The sequence below is a fragment of the Streptosporangium pseudovulgare genome (assembly GCF_014648055.1).
Taxonomy (GTDB): domain Bacteria; phylum Actinomycetota; class Actinomycetes; order Streptosporangiales; family Streptosporangiaceae; genus Streptosporangium; species Streptosporangium pseudovulgare.
In genome coordinates, this window is sequence record NZ_BMQJ01000010.1 from 195772 (window position 1) to 215865 (window position 20094).

Here is a 20094-nt window from a genome sequence, read left to right on the forward strand (position 1 = left end):
GCCCGGTGTACGGCCCGGCGCCGGCGGGCCGCACCTCCGCGCGGTGGCGCGCCGGCCTCCCCCGCGCGGTGGCGCGCCGGCCCTCCGGCCGGCGGCGCGTCAGCTCGGCCGGGCCAGGTCGCGGCGCAGCTCCTCGGCGGTGACGGAGCCGGCCGCCTCCAGCAGCGACCGGGGCGTGCCCTCGAACACGACGGTGCCGCCCTGGTCACCGCCGCCGGGTCCGAGGTCGACGACCCAGTCGGCGCTCTTGACCACGTCGAGGTCGTGCTCGATGACGATGACGGTGTTGCCCGCGTCCACCAGCCCGTCGACGATCGTGATCAGCCGCTCCACGTCCGCCATGTGCAGTCCGGTGGTGGGCTCGTCCATCACGTAGACGCCGCCGCTCCGGCTGAGCTCCCCGGCGAGCTTGATCCGCTGGCATTCGCCGCCGGACAGCGTGCTGAGCGGCTGGCCGAGCCTGAGGTAGCCCAGTCCCACCTCCTCGATCGAGCGCAGCACCCGCCGCGGCTTCGGCTCGGTGAAGAACTCCGCGGCCTCGCTCACCGTCATCTCCAGCACGTCCGAGATCGACCTGCCGCGCAGGGTGTGCCGCAGCACCTCCTCCTGGAAGCGCCGCCCGCGGCAGGTCTCGCACACCGACGTGACGCCGTCCATGAACGCCAGGTCGACGTGGATGACGCCGAGCCCCTGGCACGCCGGGCAGGCGCCTTCGGAGTTGAAGCTGAACAGCGCCGGGCTCGCCCCGCTCGCGGTGGCGAACAGCTTGCGGATCTCGGTCATCAGGCCGGTGTAGGTGGCCGGGGTGGAGCGGATCGACGTGCCGACCGCCGACTGGTCGACGACCACCGCCCGCGGGTGCGCGGCCAGGAACGCCTCGTTGATCAGGCTGCTCTTGCCGGACCCGGCGACCCCGGTGACGACGGTGAGCACCCCGGCGGGGAAGGAGACCGTGACGTCCCGCAGGTTGTTCACGTTCGCGCCGGTGACGGTCAGCTCGCCGGACGGCGTGCGGAAGCCCTCCTTGAGCGGCCGGACGCGGCGCAGGTGCCGTCCGGTGAGGGTGTCCGCCTCGCGCAGGCCCGCGACGCCGCCCTCGTAGACGATCTCGCCGCCGTGCGTCCCGGCGCGCGGGCCGACGTCCACCACGTGGTCGGCGATCTCGATGACGTCGCGGTCGTGCTCCACGACGAGGACGGTGTTGCCCTTGTCCCGCAGCGCGCGCAGCAGCGCGCTCATGTTCGCCACGTCGCGCGGGTGCAGCCCGATGGTGGGTTCGTCGAAGACGTACGTCATGTCGGTCAGGCTGCTGCCGAGGTGCTTGACCATCTTGATCCGCTGTGACTCGCCGCCGGAGAGGGTCGCGGTGGGCCGGTCCAGGGTGAGGTAGCCCAGGCCGATGCCGACCATGTGCCGCAGCCTGTCCAGGAGGGGCGGGACCACCGCCGCCGCGACCGGGCCGTCGATCCCCTGGATGATCCCGACGAGGTGGCGGATCTCCAGCGCGGACAGCTCGGCGATGTTGCGGCCGTCGATCCGGCAGGCCAGTGCCGCCGGGTTGAGCCGGGCGCCCCGGCACGCCGGGCACGGCCGGGTGGAGGTGAACGTCATGACCTCCTCCCGCCGGGACGTCTGCTCGCCGTCCCGGTTGACGTAGAGGCGGTCGAACTTGACGACCAGGCCCTCGAACTTCTGCGGGACCGTGCCGCCCCGCGTCTCGAAGGAGACCGTCGTCCCGCCGCCGTGCAGGAACAGGTCCCACTCCTCGGGGGTGTAGTCGATCAGCGGTTTGTCGTTGTCGAACAGGCCAGAGGAGGTGTAGGTCTTCCAGTACCACGTGCCGGCCCCGAAGCCCGGCAGCAGGATCGCGCCCTCGTTGAGGGACTTCGTCCGGTCCAGCGCCCGGTCGAGGTCCAGCGCCACCTTCCGGCCGACGCCCTCGCACTCGGGGCACATCCCGGCCGGGTCGTTGAAGGAGAACGCGTTGGAGTAGCCCGCGGGCGGCGTGCCGACGCGGGAGTACAGCAGGCGCAGCAGGGTGTGGATGTCGGTGACCGTCCCGACGGTGGAGCGGGAGTTGCCGCCGATGCGCTGCTGGCCGATGACGACGGCGGCCGACAGGCCCTCGATGTGGTCGGCGTCCGGCCTGCCGTACTTCGGCAGGCGGTTGCGGACGAACGGGGGGAAGGTCTCGTTGAGCTGCCGCTGCGACTCCGCCGCGATCGTGCCGAACACGAGAGACGACTTGCCCGAACCCGAGACGCCGGTGAAGACCGTGATCCGCTGCTTCGGGATCTTCAGGGAGACGTTCCTCAGGTTGTTCTGCCGGGCGCCGGTGATCTCGATGTGACTCATGCGGGTGACGCTACGAGGAGTCGCGGTCAGGTTCCGGCCGCGATCGGTGGGATCGTGGAGGTATGAGCGACACCACGGGACGGACGCTCCGGCTGCTGTCACTGCTCCAGGCGCACCGGGAGTGGCCCGGGGCCGAGCTCGCCGAGCGGCTGGGGGTCAGCCCGCGCACGCTGCGCCGCGACGTGGACCGGCTGCGGGAGCTGGGGTATCCCGTCCACTCCGTCAGCGGCCCGGCCGGGGGTTACCGGCTTGAGGCCGGGACCGCGATGCCGCCGCTGCTGCTCGACGACGAGGAGGCGGTGGCCATCGCGGTGGGCCTGCGGACCGCGGCGGCCGGTACGGTGGCCGGGATCGAGGAGACCTCGGCCCGCGCCCTGGCCAAACTGGAGCAGGTCCTGCCCTCCCGGCTGCGCCGCCGGGTGAACACCCTGCACACCCAGACCGTGGCGCTGCCCGGCGCGCTGCCTCGCCCCTGGCCGGCCGTCGACGCCGAGACGCTGGCGGTCCTGGCGCAGGCCGCCCGCGACCGCGAGCGCCTGCGCTTCGGCTACCGGGACCGCGACGGCGCCGGAAGCGCCCGCCTGGCCGAGCCGTACCGGCTGGTGTCCACCGGGCGGCGCTGGTATCTCGTCGCCTGGGACACCGGGCGGGAGGACTGGCGGACCTTCCGGGTGGACCGGATGACCGCCCCGCGGGCGGTCGGCGTCCGCTTCGCCCCGCGGGAGCCGCCCGAGGGGCACATCGAGCGCTCCATCGTCGCCCCGATCAGCCGCTACCGGGCGGTGGTCACCCTGCACGCGCCCCTGGACGTCGCCGCCGACCGGATATGGCCCTCCGAGCACGTGCGGCTGGAGGCGGTCGACGAGCACAGCTGCCTGCTGCGCACCGGGGGCGACTCGCTGGAATGGCTGGCCCTGACCATCGGCCTGCTGGACCTGGACTTCACCGTCCACGAGCCGCCCGAGCTGGCCGACCGGATGCGGCGGCTGGCCGGCCGGCTGCGCGCCGATCAGGGTTCGACCGAGCCGCCGGAGCGCCAGTAGACGTTGTTCTCCCTGGTCAGCATCCCCTCGTCGACCAGGTAGCGGCGCAGCGCCGCGAAGTCGTCGTGGAAGGCGCGCAGCGCGACGTCCACCTCCTTCTCCGGGTAGCGGACCCCCGGCTCGAAGACCTGGGCGATGTAGTCGAGCACGATGAGCTGCTTGTCACGCTTGGTGGGGATCGCCCGCAGCCGCCCGTCCACCAGGAACGACCGCAGCACCTTCTCCTCGGGCGAGGACGGCTCGGCGGGCCTGGCCGTGGTGTGCAGCAGCTCGCGGAACCGCTCCCTCCGCACCGTCCACCCGCCGTCGTCGTCCCGTACGGCCAGCCCGCCGCGTTCCAGCCGGTCCAGTGCCCGCCGTAACGCCTCCTTGCCGAGGCCCGACTCCTCGGGTTCGCCGCTCAGCGTCAGCGCCGCCAGCGTCCGCAGCGTGTCCTCCTGGTAGAGCAGGCCCAGCACCTGCCTGATCGCTTCGTCGTTCATGTCCCCTATTCTGTCGGCCCCGCCGGGTGCCTCAGGCCGCGCCGGAACGGCCGGCGGGACCGGGAGGGGGACGGCGGAGGGCCCGCGAGGCCGACCGGGGCCACGCCGCCGACCGGGGCCACGCCGCCGTCCGGAAGCCGCCGGGGCCGGCCGGAGACGGTCAGGGACGCTCGGGGCCGGCCGGGGCCGGCCGGGGCCGGCCGGGGCCGGCCGGGGCCGGCCGGAGACGGTCAGAGACGGTTCAGGCCGGTGACGTGGACGACGGCGCGGCCCTCCTCGTCGGAGGCGGCGAGGTCCACCTGCGCGTCGATGCCCCAGTCGCCGTCGCCCGCCGGGTCGGCGACGACCTGGCGGACCCGCCAGAGCTCCTTCTCCTCCTCGATGCGCAGCAGCGCCGGGCCGCGGGCGTCGGGGCCGGTGCCGACCTCCTCGTGCTCGTCGTAGTAGGCGTCGAGGGCGGCCGGCCAGTCGACATCGGGAGCCAGCTCGGCCAGCTCCTCCTCCTTCTCCAGGGCGATCAGCTCGATCAGGCGGAACATCGCGTTGCGGACCAGCACCCGGAAGGCGCGCGGGTTGGCGGTGACCGGACGCGGCTTCGTCTCGATCTCCTGCTCCGCGCTCTCCTCGGTGGTGGGGTTGGCCAGCTTCTCCCACTCGTCGATCAGGCTGGAGTCGACCTGGCGGACCAGCTCGCCCAGCCACTCGATGAGGTCGACGAGGTCCTCGGTCTTGAGGTGCTCGGGGATGGTCCGTGACAGCGTGCGGTAGGCGTCGGCGAGGTAGCGCAGGACCGTGCCCTCGGAGCGGGACAGGTCGTAGAACTGCACGTAGTCGGCGAAGGTCATCGCCCGCTCGTACATGTCGCGCACGACGCTCTTCGGGCTGACCGTGTAGTCGCCGACCCAGGGGTGGCCCCGGCGGTAGGTCTCGTAGGCGCCCAGCAGCTCGTCGGCCAGCGGCATCGGGTGGGTGATCTCGGCGAGCAGCTCCATCCGCTCCTCGTACTCGATGCCGTCGGCCTTCATCTGCGCCACGGCCTCACCCCGGGCCTTGTTGAGCTGCGCCGACAGGATCTGGCGGGGGTCGTCGAGGATGGACTCGATGACCGAGACCGCCTCCAGCGCGTAGGTCGGCGACTCGGTGTCCAGCAGGTCCAGGGCGGCCAGCGCGAAGGTGGACAGCGCCTGGTTCAGCGCGAAGTCCTCCTGCAGGTCGACGGTCAGACGCGCCCTGCGGCCCTGCTCGTCGGGCTCGGCGAGCTGCTCGACCACGCCGCCGGCCAGCAGTGACCGGTAGATCGCGATGGCCTGGCTGATGTGCCGCCGCTGCCACTTGCGGTCCTCGTGGTTGTCGGTCAGCAGGTGCTTCATCGCCGCGAAGCAGTCGCCGGGGCGGTTGATCACCGCGAGCAGCATCGCGTTGGTGACCTTGAAGCGGGAGCCGAGCGGCTCCGGCTCGGCCTGCTGCAGCTTCTCGAACGTCTCCTCGCTCCAGCCGACGAAGCCCTCCGGCGGCTTCTTGCGGGCGTAGCCGCGCCGCTTCTTCGGGTCGTCACCGATCTTGGCGAGAGCCTTCTCGTTCTCGATGACGTGGTCGGGGGCCTGGCAGACGACGTAGCCGATCGTGTCGAAGCCCGCCCGGCCGGCCCGCCCGGCGATCTGGTGGAACTCCCGGGCGCGCAGCCGGCGCACCTTGGTGCCGTCGTACTTGCTCAGCGCGGTGAACAGCACGGTCCTGATCGGCACGTTGACGCCGACGCCGAGGGTGTCGGTGCCGCAGATGACCTTCAGCAGGCCCGCCTGGGCGAGCCGCTCCACCAGCCGGCGGTACTTCGGCAGCATCCCGGCGTGGTGGACGCCGATGCCGTGCCGTACCAGGCGGGACAGGGCGCGGCCGAAGCGGGTGGTGAAGCGGAAGTTGCCGATCAGCGCGGCGATGGCCTCCTTCTCGGCCTTGCTGCACATGTTGATGCTCATCAGCGCCTGCGCCCGCTCCATGGCCGAGGCCTGGGTGAAGTGGACGACGTAGACCGGGGCCTGGCCGGTCGCGAGCATCTCCTCCAGCGTCTCGTGCAGGGGGGTGAGGCGGTAGGAGTAGATCAGCGGGACCGGCCGCTCGGCGTTCTTGACCACCGCGGTGGACCTGCCGGTGCGCCGGGTGAGGTCCTCCTCGAACATGCTGACGTCGCCCAGCGTCGCCGACATCAGGATGAACTGCACGTGCGGCAGCTCCAGCAGCGGCACCTGCCAGGCCCAGCCCCGGTCGGGCTCGGCGTAGAAGTGGAACTCGTCCATCACGACCTGGCCGATGTCGGCCTGGGCGCCGTCGCGCAGCGCGACGTTGGCGAGGATCTCGGCGGTGCAGCAGATGATCGGCGCGCCGGGGTTGACGCTGGCGTCGCCGGTCATCATGCCGACGTTCTCGGTGCCGAACAGCGCGCACAGGTCGAAGAACTTCTCCGACACCAGCGCCTTGATCGGCGCGGTGTAGAAGGTGCGCACGTCCCGGGTGAGCGCGGTGAAGTGGGCACCGGCCGCCACCAGGCTCTTTCCCGACCCGGTGGGCGTGGCCAGGATCAGGTTGTTGCCGGAGACGACCTCGATCAGCGCCTCCTCCTGGGCGGGATAGAGGGTGAGCCCCCGCTCGGAGTTCCACGCGACGAACGCGTCGAAGATGGTGTCGGGGTCGGCGTCTATCTCTTCTGGCAGGCGATCTACAAGGCTCACGGTTCAATACTGCCGAAGAACCGGCGGTGGTCGGACCAGCGGGGGCGGCGGATCGGGTCACGTTTCGCGCGGAGGCGCGGCCGTACGGACTCCGCGGATCATCGAGGGACCGCCGGGTTCCGGGGAGCGGGCGCGATCGTACGGACTCCGCGGATCACCGCGGGACCGCCGGGTTCCGGGAAGCGGGCGCGGCCGTACGGCCGAGCGGCAGGGCCGCGAGGAGCAGTCCCGCGCCGACCAGCGGCGCCGGTCCCGGGACGAAGCCGAACGCGGTGAACAGGAGCAGACCCGCGGCGGCCAGCCCGGCCGCCGCCGCGATCCGCGCCGTCCCCCCGGTGTACGGCGCGGCCGGCCGGGGCTTCTCGAACCGGGCGAAGGCCCGCAGCAGCGGCCACAGCGCCAGGACGAGCAGCAGCAGCCAGTGGGGCCAGCCCGACAGCCAGGCCGGGCCGCCCGGCTCCGGGGTGGAGATCCCCAGGCCCACCACGACCACCGCGGTGACGACGCACAACGCGCTCATGTGCCACAGGTAGACGGTCATCATCCGCGAACCGGTCCAGGCGAGCACCCGGGACACCGCCGGGAATCGGGCGAACGCCATCACGCACGGCCGCAGGGCCAGGGCCAGCCCGATCTGCCCGACGCCCACCGCCAGCAGCGCCAGGGTGGGCGGCGCCATGTTGGAGACGGCCGCGCCCGGCATCCCGATCATGCTGCCCGGGTAGGGGCCGGTGGCCACCAGCGCCGCGGCCGCGCCGTACCCGGCCAGGGCGATCAGCCAGGGGCGGCGGGGGCGGCCGGCGGCGTACCGCAGACCGAGCTGGTGGATCGCCGGCCAGACGAACGCGACGTTGAGGAACCCGACGGCCTCCAGGCCGGCGGTGAAGCGGACGAGGTCCACCACGACGGCCCCCGCCGCCAGCGCCGCGGGCACCCGGAGCCCGTACGCCGCGTCCAGCCTGACCAGCAGCGGGGTCAGCGCCACCACGACCACGTACACCGCCAGGAACCACAGGAGCTGCCCGGCCAGCCGCGCGGCCATCAGCACCGGCTGCTCCGGCAGGCCGGCGGCGAGCAGCAGGTGGGGCAGCGGCAGCCAGACCGCGGCCAGCGGCACCACCGGCAGGACCAGGCGGCGTAGCCGGGCGGCGACCCAGGCGGGGGCCGGCAGGCCGCGCCGCGCCGCGCGTCCGAAGGAGATCGCGCCGGCCGCGCCCCCGGCGAAGAAGATCAGCGGCATCACCTGGCTGACCCAGGTGACCAGCCACATGTTCCCGGCCGACAGCGCGTTGCCGGTGCTGATCCGGCCGTCGGCGAAGGACAGCACCGGCATGCTCCAGTGCTGCAGCACCACCAGCGCCATGGCGAGCAGGCGCAGCACGTCGACGAACAGGTCGCGGCCGGGCTCCGCGCCGGGCGCGGGACGACCGGGCGGCGGTCCGGCCACCGGGCGCGGCGCGACCGCCGGACGCGGGAGCGGCACCGTCACCGGTGCGGTCCGCGGCGCCGTACGGCCTGCGGGGCGGGGGATCACGGCGGTCAAGGGAGGGCCTCGATTCCTCGGGGAAGGGGGATGTCCCGACCCTCCCGCGCGGCCCCCGCCCCGCGCAGTGACGCCCGCAGCAGTCTTCGGGTGCGGGCCGCCTCCGCGCCGGGGGTAGGGCAGACCCCACCCCCGAACACCGGCTCACCGGTTCGATCGGCGAAGTCCGCGCCCATACGGTTGGCCGCATGAGAACCCTCCTGCGCCGGGTCGGCGTCGACACCCGCTACCTGCTCGCCGGCTTCCCCGTTTCGATCATCTTCTTCTGCCTCATGGTCACGGGCTTCGCCGCGGGGGTGGGCACCACGGTGGTGGGGATCGGCGTGCCGATCCTCGCGACGACGCTGCTGGCGGCGCGCGGGCTGGCCGACACCGAGCGGCGGATGCTGCCGGAGGTGCTCGGCCGCCCGCTGGCCCGGCCCCGCTACATGCCCGCCCCGGAGGGCGCCGGCCGGTTCCGCCGGATCGCCAACCCGCTGACCAACGGCCAGTCGTGGCTGGACCTGCTCTACGGCGTCGTGTCCTTCCCCATCGCGATCGTGACCTTCGTCTTCGCGGTGACCTGGTGGGCCGGAACCATCATCGGCCTGACCTACCCGATCTACGGATGGATCCTCGCCTCCATCCCGGGCAACCACGGGCTGCCCGAACTGCTCGGGCTGGGAGACGCCGTCTGGATGGAGGTCGCGTTCAACACCGGCATCGGCGTGCTGTTCGCCCTCACCCTGCCGGTCGTCCTGCGTGGCAGCGCGCTGGTCCGGGCCGGGCTGGGCCGGGCGATGCTGGTCAGCGTCGCCGAACTGCACGAGCGCATCGACGACCTGGCGGAGGGGCGGGCCGCGGCGGTGTCGGCGGAGGCCAACGCGCTGCGGCGGCTGGAGCGCGACATCCACGACGGGCCGCAGCAGCGCCTGGTCTCCCTGGCCATGGACCTGTCGCGGGCGCAGCGCCAGCTCAAGCGCGACCCGAAGGCGGTCGAGGAGATGATCGGCCAGGCCATCGCCTCCACCCGCGAGACCCTCGACGAGCTGCGCGCCCTGTCGCGCGGCATCGCGCCGCCGATCCTCACCGACCGGGGCCTCGCCCCGGCGCTCGCGGCGCTGGCCGGCCGCTGCACGATCCCCGTCGAGCTGGACGTCCAGGTGGCCGGGCGCTTCGCCGCCGCGATCGAGAACACCGTCTACTTCGTGGTCGCCGAGTCCCTGGCCAACGCCGCCAAGCACAGCCACGCCACCGTGTGCACGGTCACGCTGGCGCGGACCGGTGGCATCCTGATGCTCACGATCGGGGATGATGGGGTCGGCGGCGCGCACGTCGCCAAGGGACACGGCCTGTCCGGCCTCGCCGACCGCCTGAAGGCGGTGGACGGGGAACTGACGGTGGACTCACCGGTGGGCGGGCCAACGGTGATCGTGGCGGAGGTTCCGTGCGGGTAGTCGTGGCCGATGACGCGGTCCTCATCAGAGAGGGCCTGATCCGGCTGCTGGAGGAGTTCGGGTGCGAGGTCGTCGCCGCCGTGGGGGACGGCGACGCCCTCGTGCGGGCCGTCGTGGAGCACCGGCCGGACGTCTCGGTGGTGGACGTCCGGATGCCGCCCGGCTTCACCGACGAGGGGCTGCGGGCGGCGGTCGAGGCCCGCCGCCGGGTGCCGGGCGCGCCGGTCCTGATCCTGTCGCAGTACGTCGAGGTGTCCTACGCCGACGACCTCCTCGCCGACGCCAGGGGAGCGGTGGGATACCTGCTCAAGGACCGCGTCGTGGACGTGGACGACTTCATGGGCGGCCTGCGCGCGGTGGCGTCCGGCGGGACGGTCTTCGACCCGCAGGTCGTGTCCCAGCTGATGGTACGGCGCCGCCGCGACGACCCGCTCGCCTCCCTCACCCCCCGCGAGCGCGAGGTGCTGTCCCTCATGGCGGAGGGGAGATCCAACCCCGCCATCGGACGGCAACTCGTGATCAGCGAGGGGGCGGTGGAGAAGCACATCCGCAACATCTTCGCCAAGCTCGGGCTGTACGCCGAGGACAGCGACCAGCACCGCCGTGTCCTGGCGGTCCTGGCCTACCTGCGCTCCTGACCGGCGCCGCCGCGTCCTCGCCGTCCCGCCCGTCCCGCCCATCCCGGTCGTCCCGCCCCGCTCCCGCTCCCGCGGTTCCGTCGCCCGCCGGCCCTTCGTCCGGCCGGTCATCCACGGTTCCGCCGGGCCGCCTCGTCCGGCTCCGGGTCCGGCTCCGGGTCCGGCTCCAGGGCCGGAGTCACACCGGCACGTAGAACCGCTCCAGGTACTTGTTGTCGACCAGCCAGCTCACCGGCAGCTCCGCCGGTTCCTGCGGCGCCTCGGGGATGTACTTGCTGAGCAGGTGGTACTGGACGCCCCCGCCCCGCATCTGGAACGCCGGGCTCGCCGGGCCCGCGTCCACCCGGAACGGCTTCAGCACCCGGTAGGCGTGGTAGCCGCACGGGTACTCCGGCGCCGCCGGGAAGGTGTTGAGGTTGCTCGGGGGCAGGGCGCGCCCGACGTAGGACCCCCCGAAGGGCGCGAGGAAGGAGCCGCCCTCGCCGCCGAAGCGGTCGAGCTTCCGGCCGGTGGGCAGCGTCACGGTCGTGAACAGCGGCCTGCCGTTGGGGAATCCGCCGGAGGTGGCGTAGCCGAAGTACGGCGGGTAGCGGTACAGGCCGGTCGTCCCGTCCTGGTAGCGGAAGAGGAACTTCCACGGCGGCAGCCCGCCCAGCGGGACGTAGCCGCGCAGGATGCTGCCGAGCAGTCCCCTCCTGGGCAGGTACACCGGCCCCAGCTCCGGCTTGTCGGCGATGTACGGCGGGCCGCAGAGCTGCCGCGGTTGCGGGCCGGGCTTCGTGCCGGTGGCGATGGCGTTCCCGGTGCCGGTGCCGGTGCCGGTGCCGGTGCCGGCGGCGTTGGCGTTGGCGTTGGCGCCGGTGACGGCCGGTGGCGCCTGGACGGCTTCCGTCCGCGGCGCCGGCACGGTCACGGGCACCCGGTCCGCCCGCGGCGCGGCCGCCTCGGCCGGGGCGGCGGGCGGGACGGCCGGGATCGCGGCCGGGGACATGGCGCCCGTGGCCGGTCCGGGACGCGGCGCCGTGACCGGGTCCGCGCACGGGACGCCGGTGGTCGACCCGGTCGTCCCGCCCGCCGGTGCCGGCCGGCCGGTCGCGGGCGGGCAGTACGCCCCGCCGGGCGCGGGCGCCGTGCCGGAGCGGGTGCCGGTCTGGGCCGCCGCGGCGCCGCCGGACACCGTGGCGAAGGCGCCCAGGGTGCTCAGGGCGGCTGCCAGCAGCGCGCGTCGTGGTGAGTACCGCACGATTCCTCCCGAGGAATTGGCGCATGGCTGAATGGCGGCTTCGCGCCGCATCAGCGGATGAGCGGGGAAGGCGCGCGGAATACGGCCGTTCTCCCATGACTTTTCCCGGACCGGGCCGTCCGGAGACGGCGGCCCCTGTGCCCGCCGCCGTCCGTTCCGGACGGACGGCCGATCCGGGGCTTACCCGGCCATTCGTCAGGGGCAGTGCGTGAGAGTTAATCGAATGACAAAAGTGGAGCGACAAAAAGGGCTTCAGCCCGCATCGCTAGTCAGTTTCCGAAAAAAGCCCTGGAAGCTATTAATGGCTATATATCCCTTTTTCGGAATAGCTGGACGCCGTCCCAGAGCGCGGCGGCGGCCTCGGCGCACGCCACGTCCTGGGCGACGGTGCCGCCGCTGACCCCGACCGCCCCGGCCACCCGCCGCTCCTCGCCGGGGTGGCGCAGCGGCACGCCGCCGCCGAAGCAGACGTACCTGTCCCCGGGGAGGCCGTACAGCTCCCCGCCGGGCCGGACCAGGCGGGCCAGGTCGGCGGTGGTCATCCGGTGCGCCACCGCGGTGTACGCCTTGCCCGGGGCCAGCGTCACCCCGGCGATCTCCGCCCCGTCCATGCGCTGGAAGGCCACCAGGTGGCCGCCCGCGTCCACCACGGCCACCGAGACGAGGGCGCCCTCCCGCGCGGCCTGCCGAACCGACGCCTCACACATCCGCAGCGCGAGTTCGATGTTCACCGGGCTCCTTCGGCCATGGCACCCTTTTGCGGGACAATTCGGTTTGTATCCGCCGCCGCCCGGCGGTGCAAGATCCCATACGGGATTCGAAGCCTTCGCCGCGCGGCCCCCGCGCACTGCCAGGGAGGACCCATGCGCGACGGCCGCCCGCCGTACCCGGACGCCGCACCGGCCGTCCCGGTCGGCCCGGACGCCCCGGCCGGCCTCCTCGCGGCGCGGCCGGGCGGATCGGCGCGGGTTCCCGGCCCGCCGGCGGCCGACGGCCCGCCGTACCCGGACGGGCCGACGCGGGTCCACGACCTGTCGGCCGGCGGCGGGGCGCTGGCCGCCGCGCACCGGGCCGCCCGCGAGGCGGCGCGGCTCCACGGGATGCCCCGCGCCGGGATCACGCTGATCAACGTGTCGGAGAACGCCACCTTCCGGCTGGACGACCCCGACACGGGAGAGCGGTCGATCCTGCGGGTGCACCGCTCCGGCTACCACTCCGCCGCGGCGATCCGCTCCGAGCTGGCCTGGCTGGAGGCGCTCCGCGAGGAGGCGGGGGTCCGCACCCCCCGGGTGCTTCCCGCCCTCGACGGCTCCAGGGTGCTGACCGTCCCCGGCGAGCCGCCCCGCGCCTGCGTGCGGTTCGAGTTCCTGCCCGGCGCCGAGCCGCCGCGGGACCGCCTGGTGGCCGGGTTCGAGCGGCTCGGCGCGGTCACCGCGCGGATGCACCGGCACGCGCGCGCCTGGCGGCGCCCGGCGGGCTTCACCCGCTTCCACTGGGACCACGCCGCCGCGCTGGGCGCCGAGTCGCGCTGGGGCCGCTGGCAGGACGGCCCCGGGGTGGACGCCGAGGCGCGCGCCGTGCTGGGGCGGCTCGACGCGGAGCTGCGCCACAGGCTGCGCCGGTTCGGCCGGGGCCCGGACCGCTACGGCCTGATCCACGCCGACCTGCGCCTGGCCAACCTGCTGGTGACCGGCGACGGGCCGCCCAGCGTCATCGACTTCGACGACTGCGGCTTCGGCTGGTACCTGTACGACCTGGCCGCCGCGCTCAGCTTCATCGAGCACGACCCGCTGGTCCCCGAGATGATCGCCTCCTGGCTGCGCGGCTACCGGGGCGTGCTGCGCCTGCCGGCCGGGGACGAGGCGGAGATCTGGACCTTCGTCATGTTCCGCCGCCTGCTGCTGGTCGCCTGGATCGGCACCCACTCCGGGGTGGACATCGCCGCCGAGCTGGGCGCGGGCTACACCCGGGGGACCTGCGAGCTGGCCGAGCGCTACCTCGGCGGCGCGCCCGGCTGACCGCCGCCGGCCGCCATCGGCCGCCGTGGGTTCCGGCCACCGCCGGTCACGGCCGACCGCCACCGGTTCCGGCGGCCGGTCACGGCCCGGCCCCGCCGCGGGGGCCGGACCGCCGGGGCCGTCAGCCCGCCAGCTCCCGGCGGATGTCCTCGTCGTCCGGCGCCAGTTCGAGGGCGCGCCGCAGGTCGGCGGACGCCTCCCCGGCACGGCCCGCGGCGCGCAGAGCCATCGCCCGGTTGTACAGCAGCGCGGGGTCGTCCCCCGACTCCAGCGCGCGGGTGAAGTCGGCGACCGCGCCCGCGGGGTCGCCGGTCTCGAACGCCAGCGCCCCCCGCCCGGCCCACGCCGCCGCCAGCGACGGCGCCCGCTCCAGGGCGCCGTCGAACGCGGCCCGCGCCCGGTCCGGCCGCCCTTCGGCCGCCTCGACCTGCCCCAGCGCGCACAGCAGGTACGGATTGCCCGGGTCGATCGCGAGTCCGGCCTCGACGTCGGCACGGGCCCCGCCGTACTCGCCGATCGCGGCCAGCAGCCCGGCCCGGTTGGCCAGCGCGTCCACGAACCCCGGGTCCAGCTCCAGCGCGTGGTCCAGGTCTGCGAGGGCGCCGCGGTGGTCGCCGGCGGCGAAGCGGATCTCGGCACGGTTGTAGTAGGGCTCGGGGAACGGCGGGCCGGCCCGCATCGCCGTCTCGTAGTCGGCGACCGCGTCCTCCGCCCGGCCCAGCCGGTGCAGCAGGTTGCCCCGGTCGATGTAGTAGTCGGGGTAGCCGGGGTCGGCCGCGATCACCGCGTCGAGGTCCTTGAGCGCCTCCTCCGGGCGGCCCAGCAGCACGGCGAGCTGGGCCCGGTTGGCCAGCAGCACCAGCCGGTGGATCGGGTGCCCGTCCGGCCCGAGGTCGCGCTCGGCCAGCTCGACGGCCTCCTGGACCAGCTCCAGGGCCCTGGCCGGGCGGCCGAGCCGTACCTCCACCAGGGCCCGGCCGTTGAGGTCGAAGCCGAGCTTGAAAGCCCGCTCGCGCGGGTCGGGCAGCAGCGTGGAGATGGCGATCGCCTGGTTGACCCAGGCCAGCGCGGCCTCCGGGTCGCGGCGCGCCGGATCGTGGTGGCGGACCTTCAGCATCGCGGTGGAGTAGGCGGCGGCCGCGTGGACGGCGGGGGAGACGCTCTCGCGCCTGGCCCGGTCGAACAGGGCCTCGGCCTCCTCCTCGCGGTTCAGCGCGCCGAGCGCGGTCGCGGTGCTGTGCAGGAAACGCCACCAGACGTCCGGCTCGGCGGCCGGGTCGGCCAGCGCCAGCGCGCGGGCGCCCAGTTCGGCCACCGCGTCGTGGCAGCCGGCGTCCAGGCACCACTGGACCGCGAACCGCAGCGCCTCCACCGCCCGGCGCGGGTCGGTGCCGCGCTCGCGGTGGTAGGGGATCGCGCCGAGCCGGGCGCCTACGGTCCCCTCCCGCTCCAGCTCGTCGGCGCGGGCGTCGTGCTCGGCGGGGGTGAGGGCCTCCCCGGTCTCAGTGGCCTCAACGGCCCCGACGGCCTCAGCGGCCTCACCGGGCCCGGCGTGCTCGCCGGTCATGACGGCCAGCAGCCCGGGGTCGATCCGCCGCCGCAGCACCGACAGCAGTTCCCGGTCCGTGGGGTCGGCCAGGTGGACGTTCTCCACCACGAGCGTGCGCGGCCCGGTCTCCGCCAGGTGCTCGCGGACGAACTCGGCGAACCCGTTGGCCAGCCGCAGCGTGCGCCGGGGCGCGTGGACCAGGATCCGCTCGGCCCGCGGCAGGTCGGCGGCGAGCGACCGGCGCCTCTCCGGGATCAGCCCGCCCATGTCGGGCGCCATGGCCCGCAGCTCGATGTCGTAGCGGGCGACCAGCTCCGGCCGGGCGGCGGGCACCAGCGCGGCGACGATCGCGCCCCCGGCGGTGTACGGCCCGCGCAGGCGCCGGTCGGCGTCGACGGGGGGAAGGAGCAATGGGGGAAGGGGCGCGTTCCCCGGCGGTGACTGTCCCCGGCTCACCGTTCTCCTCTGCGCGTTCTCCAGGAACCGGCACCCATCGCTGGGCACCGGTTCCGCGTTTTCCGGATTTTCCTGGCGTCAGCCTACGTGCTTGGGGCTGGCGGCCCCCGTCAGCGCCACTGTGCCGGACTTGTGAACAATGATGGGTTTCATTGCGCGGACCTTCCTCGATGACAAGAACAAACCGCAAGTATTCGCACTGATCACCGAGGCTGACAAGATCTTTTTCCTATGGTGGCCGGATCAGGACACCCACTGGACAAAAGACCCATGGAAGGTTCCACCGCTCACGGCCGCGGCTGCTGCTGGGTGATGCAGTGGATCCCGCCGCCGAGGGCGAAGATGGGCCGGGCGTCCACGGTCTCGATGGCGCGCCCGGGGAAGAGCCGGGCGAACACCTCCGCCGCCGCGGCGTCGCGCGGGTCGCCGAACGAGCACAGCAGCGCCAGGCCGTTGGCCAGGTAGTGGTTGATGTAGGAGTAGTCGACGAGCTCGCCGTCCACCTCGCGGGTCTCCGGGGCGGGCAGCTCGACGACCTCCAGCGCCCGGCCCCGGGCGTCGGTCGCCGACCGCAGGATCCGCAGGTTCTCCCGGGTCACCTCGTGGTCGGGGTGGTCCGGGTCGGGCTGGACGTGGCAGAGCGCCAGACCGGGGCGGGCGAAGCAGGCCAGCAGGTCCACGTGGCCGCTGGTGCCGTACCGGCCGTAGTCGGCGGTCAGGCCGCGCGGCAGCCAGATCACCTTCCGCGCGCCGATCCGGTCGCGCAGCTCGGCCTCGACCCGCTCCCTGGTCCAGCCGGGGTTGCGCCTCTCGCCGAGCTGGACGGTCTCGGTGACGATGACCGTGCCCTCCCCGTCGACGTGGATGCCGCCGCCCTCGTTGACCATCTCCGAACGGAACCGCGTCGCGCCCGCGCGCTCCAGCACGGCCGCCGCCACCAGGTCGTCCTTGGCGTGGGCGTGCCAGCCCCAGCCGTTGAAGGTCCAGTCCACCCCGGCCAGGCCGCCGGCGCCGTCCACGAGGAAGGTCGGGCCGTTGTCGCGCATCCAGCAGTCGTCCAGCGGCTGCTCCATCACCTCGACCTCCGGGGCCAGCCACCGGGCGGCGGACTCCCGCTCGCCGGGATCGACCACCATCGTGACGGGCTCGTAGCGGACGATCGTGTTGGCCACGGCCGACCAGGCGCGGTGGGCGGCCTCGGCGCCGGCGTCGAGGGTGTAGCCGGGCACCGGCCAGGACATCCAGGTGCGCTCGTGCGGGTGCCACTCCGGCGGCATGAAGAACAAAGCGGGGCTCCTTCGGGGGAGGTGCGGGGCGGTCGGGGGAGGTGCGGGGCGGTCAGAGGAAGTACAGGCGGCTCAGGGAGACCGACTCGGCGGGCTCCGAGCGCACCGGCTCTCCGTCGAGGGTGACCAGGCCGGCCGCGTCCACCCGCACCTCGCCGAGGCGCGCGTTGCGCACCAGGTCGGCGGGGCCGATGCCGCGGGTGCCGCGTACGGCGACCCGGCGGCGGCGGGTGGTCATGCGGTCGTCGCCGGCCTCGACGGCGGCCCGGCTGACGAATGCCACCGAAAGGTCGGCGGCGGTCGCGCCGTGCGCGCCGAACTGCGGACCCAGCACCAGCGGCTCGCAGATGTCGGTGGAGGCGTTCGGGTCGCCGGTGACGCCGTAGGCGGGGAAGCCGGCCTTCAGCACGAGCTGCGGCTTGGCGCCGAAGTGGTCGGGCCGCCACAGCACGATGTCGGCCAGCTTGCCCGGCTCCAGCGAGCCGACCTCGTGCGCCAGGCCGTGCGCGATGGCCGGGTTGATCGTCAGCTTGGCGAGGTAGCGCAGCACCCGCTCGTTGTCGTGCCGCTCCGGGGCGCCCAGCTCGGCCTTCATCTTCCCCGCCATGGCGAACGTCCGGCGCACCGTCTCACCCGCCCGGCCCATGCCCTGGGCGTCGGAGGAGGTGATGCCGATGACCCCGAGGTCGTGCAGCACGTCCTCGGCCCCCATCGTGCCGGCCCGGATCCGGTCCCTGGCCAGCGCGGCGTCCCCGGGCAGCTCGGGCCGCAGGCCGTGCACCGAGACGATCATCCCGTGGTGCTCGGCGACCGCGTCACGGCCGAAGGGCAGCGTCGGGTTGGTGGAGGAGCCGATGACGTTGGGAACGCCGGCCAGCCGCAGCACGTTCGGCACGTGGCCGCCGCCGCAGCCCTCGATGTGGAAGGCGTGGATCGTGCGACCGTCGAGCACGGCCAGGGTGTCCTCCACCGACAGGCACTCGTTCAGGCCGTCGGTGTGCAGGGCCACCTGCACGTCGTGCTCCTCGGCGACCCGCAGTGCGGTGTCCAGCGCCCGGGTGTGCGCCCCCATGTCCTCGTGCACCTTGAAGCCGCTCGCGCCGCCCTCGGCGAGGGCCTCCACCAGCGGGGCCGCGCCGGAGGACGAGCCGCGTGCCAGGAACCCGATGTTCACCGGCCAGGCGTCGAAGGCGTTGAACGCGTGGCGCAGCGCCCAGGGCGAGTTCACCCCGACGCCCCAGACCGGCCCGAACTCCTGGCCGATGATCGTGGTGACGCCGGAGGCCAGGGACGCCTCCATGATGCGCGGGCTGAGCAGGTGCACGTGGGTGTCGATCGCCCCGGCCGTGGCGATCAGCCCCTCACCGGACACGATCGCGGTGCCGGTGCCGACCACCACGTCCACGCCGTCGAGGGTGTCGGGGTTGCCCGCCCGGCCGATCGCGTGGATGCGCCCCTCCCGGACGCCGATCGAGGCGGTCCGCACGCCGAGGAACGGGTCCAGGATCAGAACGTTGCTGATCACCAGGTCACAGGTGTCGCGGACCGAGGCGGCCTTGAGGTGCAGCCCGTCGCGCGCCGTCTTGGCGAACCCGGCGATGAACTCGTCCCCGGGCCGGTGGGCGTCGTGCTCGACCTCCACCACCAGGCCGGAGTCGCCCAGCCTGACCCGGTCGCCCCTGCGCGGGCCGTACACGCTCACCTGTCGCCCTCCTCGTCCGTTCCCGCCGTTCCCGCCGTTCCCGCTGTTCCCGTCGGTCCCGGATGTACGGTGCCGCCGTCCCCGGCCGGTCCCGGATGTACGGCGCCGCCGTCCCCGGCCGGTCCCGGACGTACGGTGCCGCCCGCGCCCGGCCCCTCGCCGTCGAGATACCCGCAGGCCCGTGCCTTGTCCATGGCCCGCTCGAAGGCGCCGGGCGCGTCCAGCGGCCCGTCCACCAGCCCGGCGAACCCGATCGCCACCCGCGCGCCGCCGATGGGCACCAGCCGGACCGTACGGCCCTCGCCCGGGTCGAAGCGCACGGTCGAGCCCGCGGGCACGGCCAGACGCCGCCCGTAGGCCGCCGCCCGGTCGAACCGCAGCCGCGGGTTGACCTCGAAGAAGTGGAAGTGCGAGGTGACGCTGATCGGTACGGTCGCGGTGTTGACCACCTCGACCTCGACGGCGTCCTCCTCGGCCACGGGTTCCCGGGGCGCCTCGACGACCGCGCCGGGGGCCTCGTCCCCGAGGGAGCCGCCGCCGAACGGGTCCGTCACCACGGCCAGCCGGGTGCCGTCGTCGAAGACCGCCTCGACCATCACCTCGGTGACGACGTCGGCGACCCCGGGCAGCACGTCGTCCGGGCCCAGCACGGCGCGTCCCGCCGCGACGGCCTCGGCCAGCCGGGCGCCGTCGCGGGCGGCCTCGCAGACCGTGTCGGCGATCAGCGCGGTGGCCTCCGGCACGTTGAGCCGCAGGCCCCTGGCCCTCCTCGCCCGCGCCAGCTCCGCCGCGCCGAACAGCAGGAGCCGGTCGCGTTCCGTCGGTGTCAGCCGCACGCGATCTCCTTTAGAACGGATTTCAAACTTAGAACGGCATTCTAAACAGGTACGGTGATGAGTCATGACTGCGAAGCCGGCGCGCCCCGATGTGCGAGCCCATGTGCTGCGGGCGGCACTGCAGGCGATCGACGAGGTGGGGCCGGAGCGGCTGCGGGTCCGCGACATCGCCGAGCGGGCCGGCATGAGCAGCGGCCACGTCATGTACTACTTCGGCAGGCGTGACCGGCTGCTCGTCTCGACCCTCCTGCTCAGCGAGGACGAGCTGGCCGAGCGCTGCGCGGCCGAGCTCGCGGCCGTCGCCGACCCGCGCGAGGCGGTCCGGCGGCTGGTGGAGCTGTATCTCCCCGGCGGCGCGGGCGACGTCCGCTGGCGGCTGTGGGCCCAGGTCGTCGCCCAGCCGCCCCGGGACGAGGAGACGCTGACCAGGATCGCCTCCTTCACCGGCACCTGGGTCCGCGAGCTGGCCGCCCTCGCGGTCCGGGGAGCGGGGGAGGGGGTGTTCCGCCCGCTGGACGACCCGGAGGACTTCGCCGGGCGGATCTGCCGGATCATGGACAGTCTCGCGGGCGACGTGTTGCTCGGGCTGCCCGGCCGCGACGCCGGGTGGGCCCACGAGCAGGCCATGCGGGCGATCTCCCGGGAGCTGCTGCCCTGAGCGCGGGCCCGACGGCAGGTAGGCCAGGGCGGCCAGGAGCTGCACCCCGGCGCCGGTCAGCAGGGCCGCCGGCACCGAGTGCTCGGCGAGCGGCCCGGCGACCGCCGAGCCGACCGCGAAGGC

General features: G+C 74.0%; 15 protein-coding genes. 5 read left to right on the forward strand and 10 right to left on the reverse strand.

Going from position 1 to position 20094, the window contains the following annotated elements:
* Positions 1-99: 99 nt before the first annotated feature.
* Positions 100-2355: an excinuclease ABC subunit UvrA gene (locus tag IEZ10_RS20935; RefSeq protein ID WP_189248188.1), complete on the reverse strand. Its 2256-nt coding sequence runs from the start codon at positions 2353-2355 to the stop codon at positions 100-102.
* Positions 2356-2417: 62 nt separating this feature from the next.
* On the opposite strand from IEZ10_RS20935, the gene IEZ10_RS20940 reads away from it, so the two are divergent.
* Positions 2418-3398 (forward strand): helix-turn-helix transcriptional regulator, encoded by a 981-nt coding sequence (locus IEZ10_RS20940; RefSeq protein ID WP_189248189.1) that lies wholly within the window; start codon positions 2418-2420, stop codon positions 3396-3398.
* On the opposite strand, the gene IEZ10_RS20945 is transcribed toward IEZ10_RS20940, so the two are convergent.
* From IEZ10_RS20945 to IEZ10_RS20955, 3 genes are all read right to left on the reverse strand, one after another.
* Complete coding sequence (locus IEZ10_RS20945; protein WP_189248190.1) at positions 3365-3880, reverse strand: DUF2087 domain-containing protein; 516 nt, start codon at positions 3878-3880, stop codon at positions 3365-3367. The genes IEZ10_RS20940 and IEZ10_RS20945 overlap by 34 nt on opposite strands.
* A gap of 230 nt (positions 3881-4110) precedes the next feature.
* Positions 4111-6606 carry a DEAD/DEAH box helicase gene (locus IEZ10_RS20950; RefSeq protein ID WP_189248191.1) on the reverse strand — a complete coding sequence of 832 codons (2496 nt, stop codon included), beginning with the start codon at positions 6604-6606 and terminating at the stop codon, positions 4111-4113.
* Positions 6607-6760: 154 nt separating this feature from the next.
* Positions 6761-8095 carry an acyltransferase family protein gene (locus IEZ10_RS20955; protein ID WP_229811473.1) on the reverse strand — a complete coding sequence of 445 codons (1335 nt, stop codon included), beginning with the start codon at positions 8093-8095 and terminating at the stop codon, positions 6761-6763.
* Positions 8096-8337: 242 nt separating this feature from the next.
* Here IEZ10_RS20955 and IEZ10_RS20960 point away from each other — a divergent pair, with 242 nt between their 5' ends.
* Together IEZ10_RS20960 and IEZ10_RS20965 are read left to right on the forward strand one after the other, a co-directional pair.
* Positions 8338-9585 (forward strand): sensor histidine kinase, encoded by a 1248-nt coding sequence (locus tag IEZ10_RS20960; RefSeq protein WP_189248192.1) that lies wholly within the window; start codon positions 8338-8340, stop codon positions 9583-9585.
* Positions 9576-10223, forward strand: a complete 648-nt coding sequence (locus IEZ10_RS20965; RefSeq protein ID WP_189248193.1) for a response regulator — start codon at positions 9576-9578, stop codon at positions 10221-10223. The genes IEZ10_RS20960 and IEZ10_RS20965 overlap by 10 nt, the downstream gene beginning before the upstream one ends.
* Before the next feature lie 178 nt (positions 10224-10401).
* Here the strand turns inward: IEZ10_RS20965 and IEZ10_RS20970 are convergent, their stop codons facing one another.
* Both IEZ10_RS20970 and IEZ10_RS20975 read right to left on the reverse strand, forming a co-directional pair.
* Positions 10402-11466 (reverse strand): TNT domain-containing protein, encoded by a 1065-nt coding sequence (locus tag IEZ10_RS20970; RefSeq protein ID WP_189248194.1) that lies wholly within the window; start codon positions 11464-11466, stop codon positions 10402-10404.
* A gap of 305 nt (positions 11467-11771) precedes the next feature.
* Positions 11772-12197: a GlcG/HbpS family heme-binding protein gene (locus IEZ10_RS20975; RefSeq protein ID WP_189248195.1), complete on the reverse strand. Its 426-nt coding sequence runs from the start codon at positions 12195-12197 to the stop codon at positions 11772-11774.
* A gap of 132 nt (positions 12198-12329) precedes the next feature.
* Here IEZ10_RS20975 and IEZ10_RS20980 point away from each other — a divergent pair, with 132 nt between their 5' ends.
* Positions 12330-13484: a phosphotransferase enzyme family protein gene (locus IEZ10_RS20980; protein WP_189248196.1), complete on the forward strand. Its 1155-nt coding sequence runs from the start codon at positions 12330-12332 to the stop codon at positions 13482-13484.
* A gap of 121 nt (positions 13485-13605) precedes the next feature.
* On the opposite strand, the gene IEZ10_RS20985 is transcribed toward IEZ10_RS20980, so the two are convergent.
* The 4 genes from IEZ10_RS20985 to ureA all read right to left on the reverse strand — a co-directional run bounded on the left by IEZ10_RS20985 (position 13606) and on the right by ureA (position 19313).
* Positions 13606-15444, reverse strand: a complete 1839-nt coding sequence (locus IEZ10_RS20985) for a tetratricopeptide repeat protein (RefSeq protein WP_229811474.1) — start codon at positions 15442-15444, stop codon at positions 13606-13608.
* 332 nt (positions 15445-15776) lie between these two features.
* Positions 15777-16766: an agmatine deiminase family protein gene (locus tag IEZ10_RS20990; protein WP_189248295.1), complete on the reverse strand. Its 990-nt coding sequence runs from the start codon at positions 16764-16766 to the stop codon at positions 15777-15779.
* A gap of 61 nt (positions 16767-16827) precedes the next feature.
* Complete coding sequence (locus tag IEZ10_RS20995; RefSeq protein ID WP_179827743.1) at positions 16828-18477, reverse strand: urease subunit alpha; 1650 nt, start codon at positions 18475-18477, stop codon at positions 16828-16830.
* Complete coding sequence (gene ureA, locus IEZ10_RS21000; RefSeq protein WP_229811475.1) at positions 18474-19313, reverse strand: urease subunit gamma; 840 nt, start codon at positions 19311-19313, stop codon at positions 18474-18476. The genes IEZ10_RS20995 and ureA overlap by 4 nt, the downstream gene beginning before the upstream one ends.
* 64 nt (positions 19314-19377) lie before the next feature.
* Here ureA and IEZ10_RS21005 point away from each other — a divergent pair, with 64 nt between their 5' ends.
* Positions 19378-19971, forward strand: coding sequence for a TetR/AcrR family transcriptional regulator (locus IEZ10_RS21005; RefSeq protein WP_189248198.1), 594 nt, complete (start codon positions 19378-19380; stop codon positions 19969-19971).
* Positions 19972-20094: the final 123 nt, after the last annotated feature.

Coding starts and splice junctions, on each gene's coding strand:
- IEZ10_RS20935 (WP_189248188.1), bottom strand. CDS start 2,355: ATGAGTCACATCGAGATCACCGGCGCCCGGCAGAACAACCTGAGGAAC.
- IEZ10_RS20940 (WP_189248189.1), top strand. CDS start 2,418: ATGAGCGACACCACGGGACGGACGCTCCGGCTGCTGTCACTGCTCCAG.
- IEZ10_RS20945 (WP_189248190.1), bottom strand. CDS start 3,880: ATGAACGACGAAGCGATCAGGCAGGTGCTGGGCCTGCTCTACCAGGAG.
- IEZ10_RS20960 (WP_189248192.1), top strand. CDS start 8,338: ATGAGAACCCTCCTGCGCCGGGTCGGCGTCGACACCCGCTACCTGCTC.
- IEZ10_RS20980 (WP_189248196.1), top strand. CDS start 12,330: ATGCGCGACGGCCGCCCGCCGTACCCGGACGCCGCACCGGCCGTCCCG.
- IEZ10_RS20990 (WP_189248295.1), bottom strand. CDS start 16,766: ATGCCGCCGGAGTGGCACCCGCACGAGCGCACCTGGATGTCCTGGCCG.
- IEZ10_RS21005 (WP_189248198.1), top strand. CDS start 19,378: ATGACTGCGAAGCCGGCGCGCCCCGATGTGCGAGCCCATGTGCTGCGG.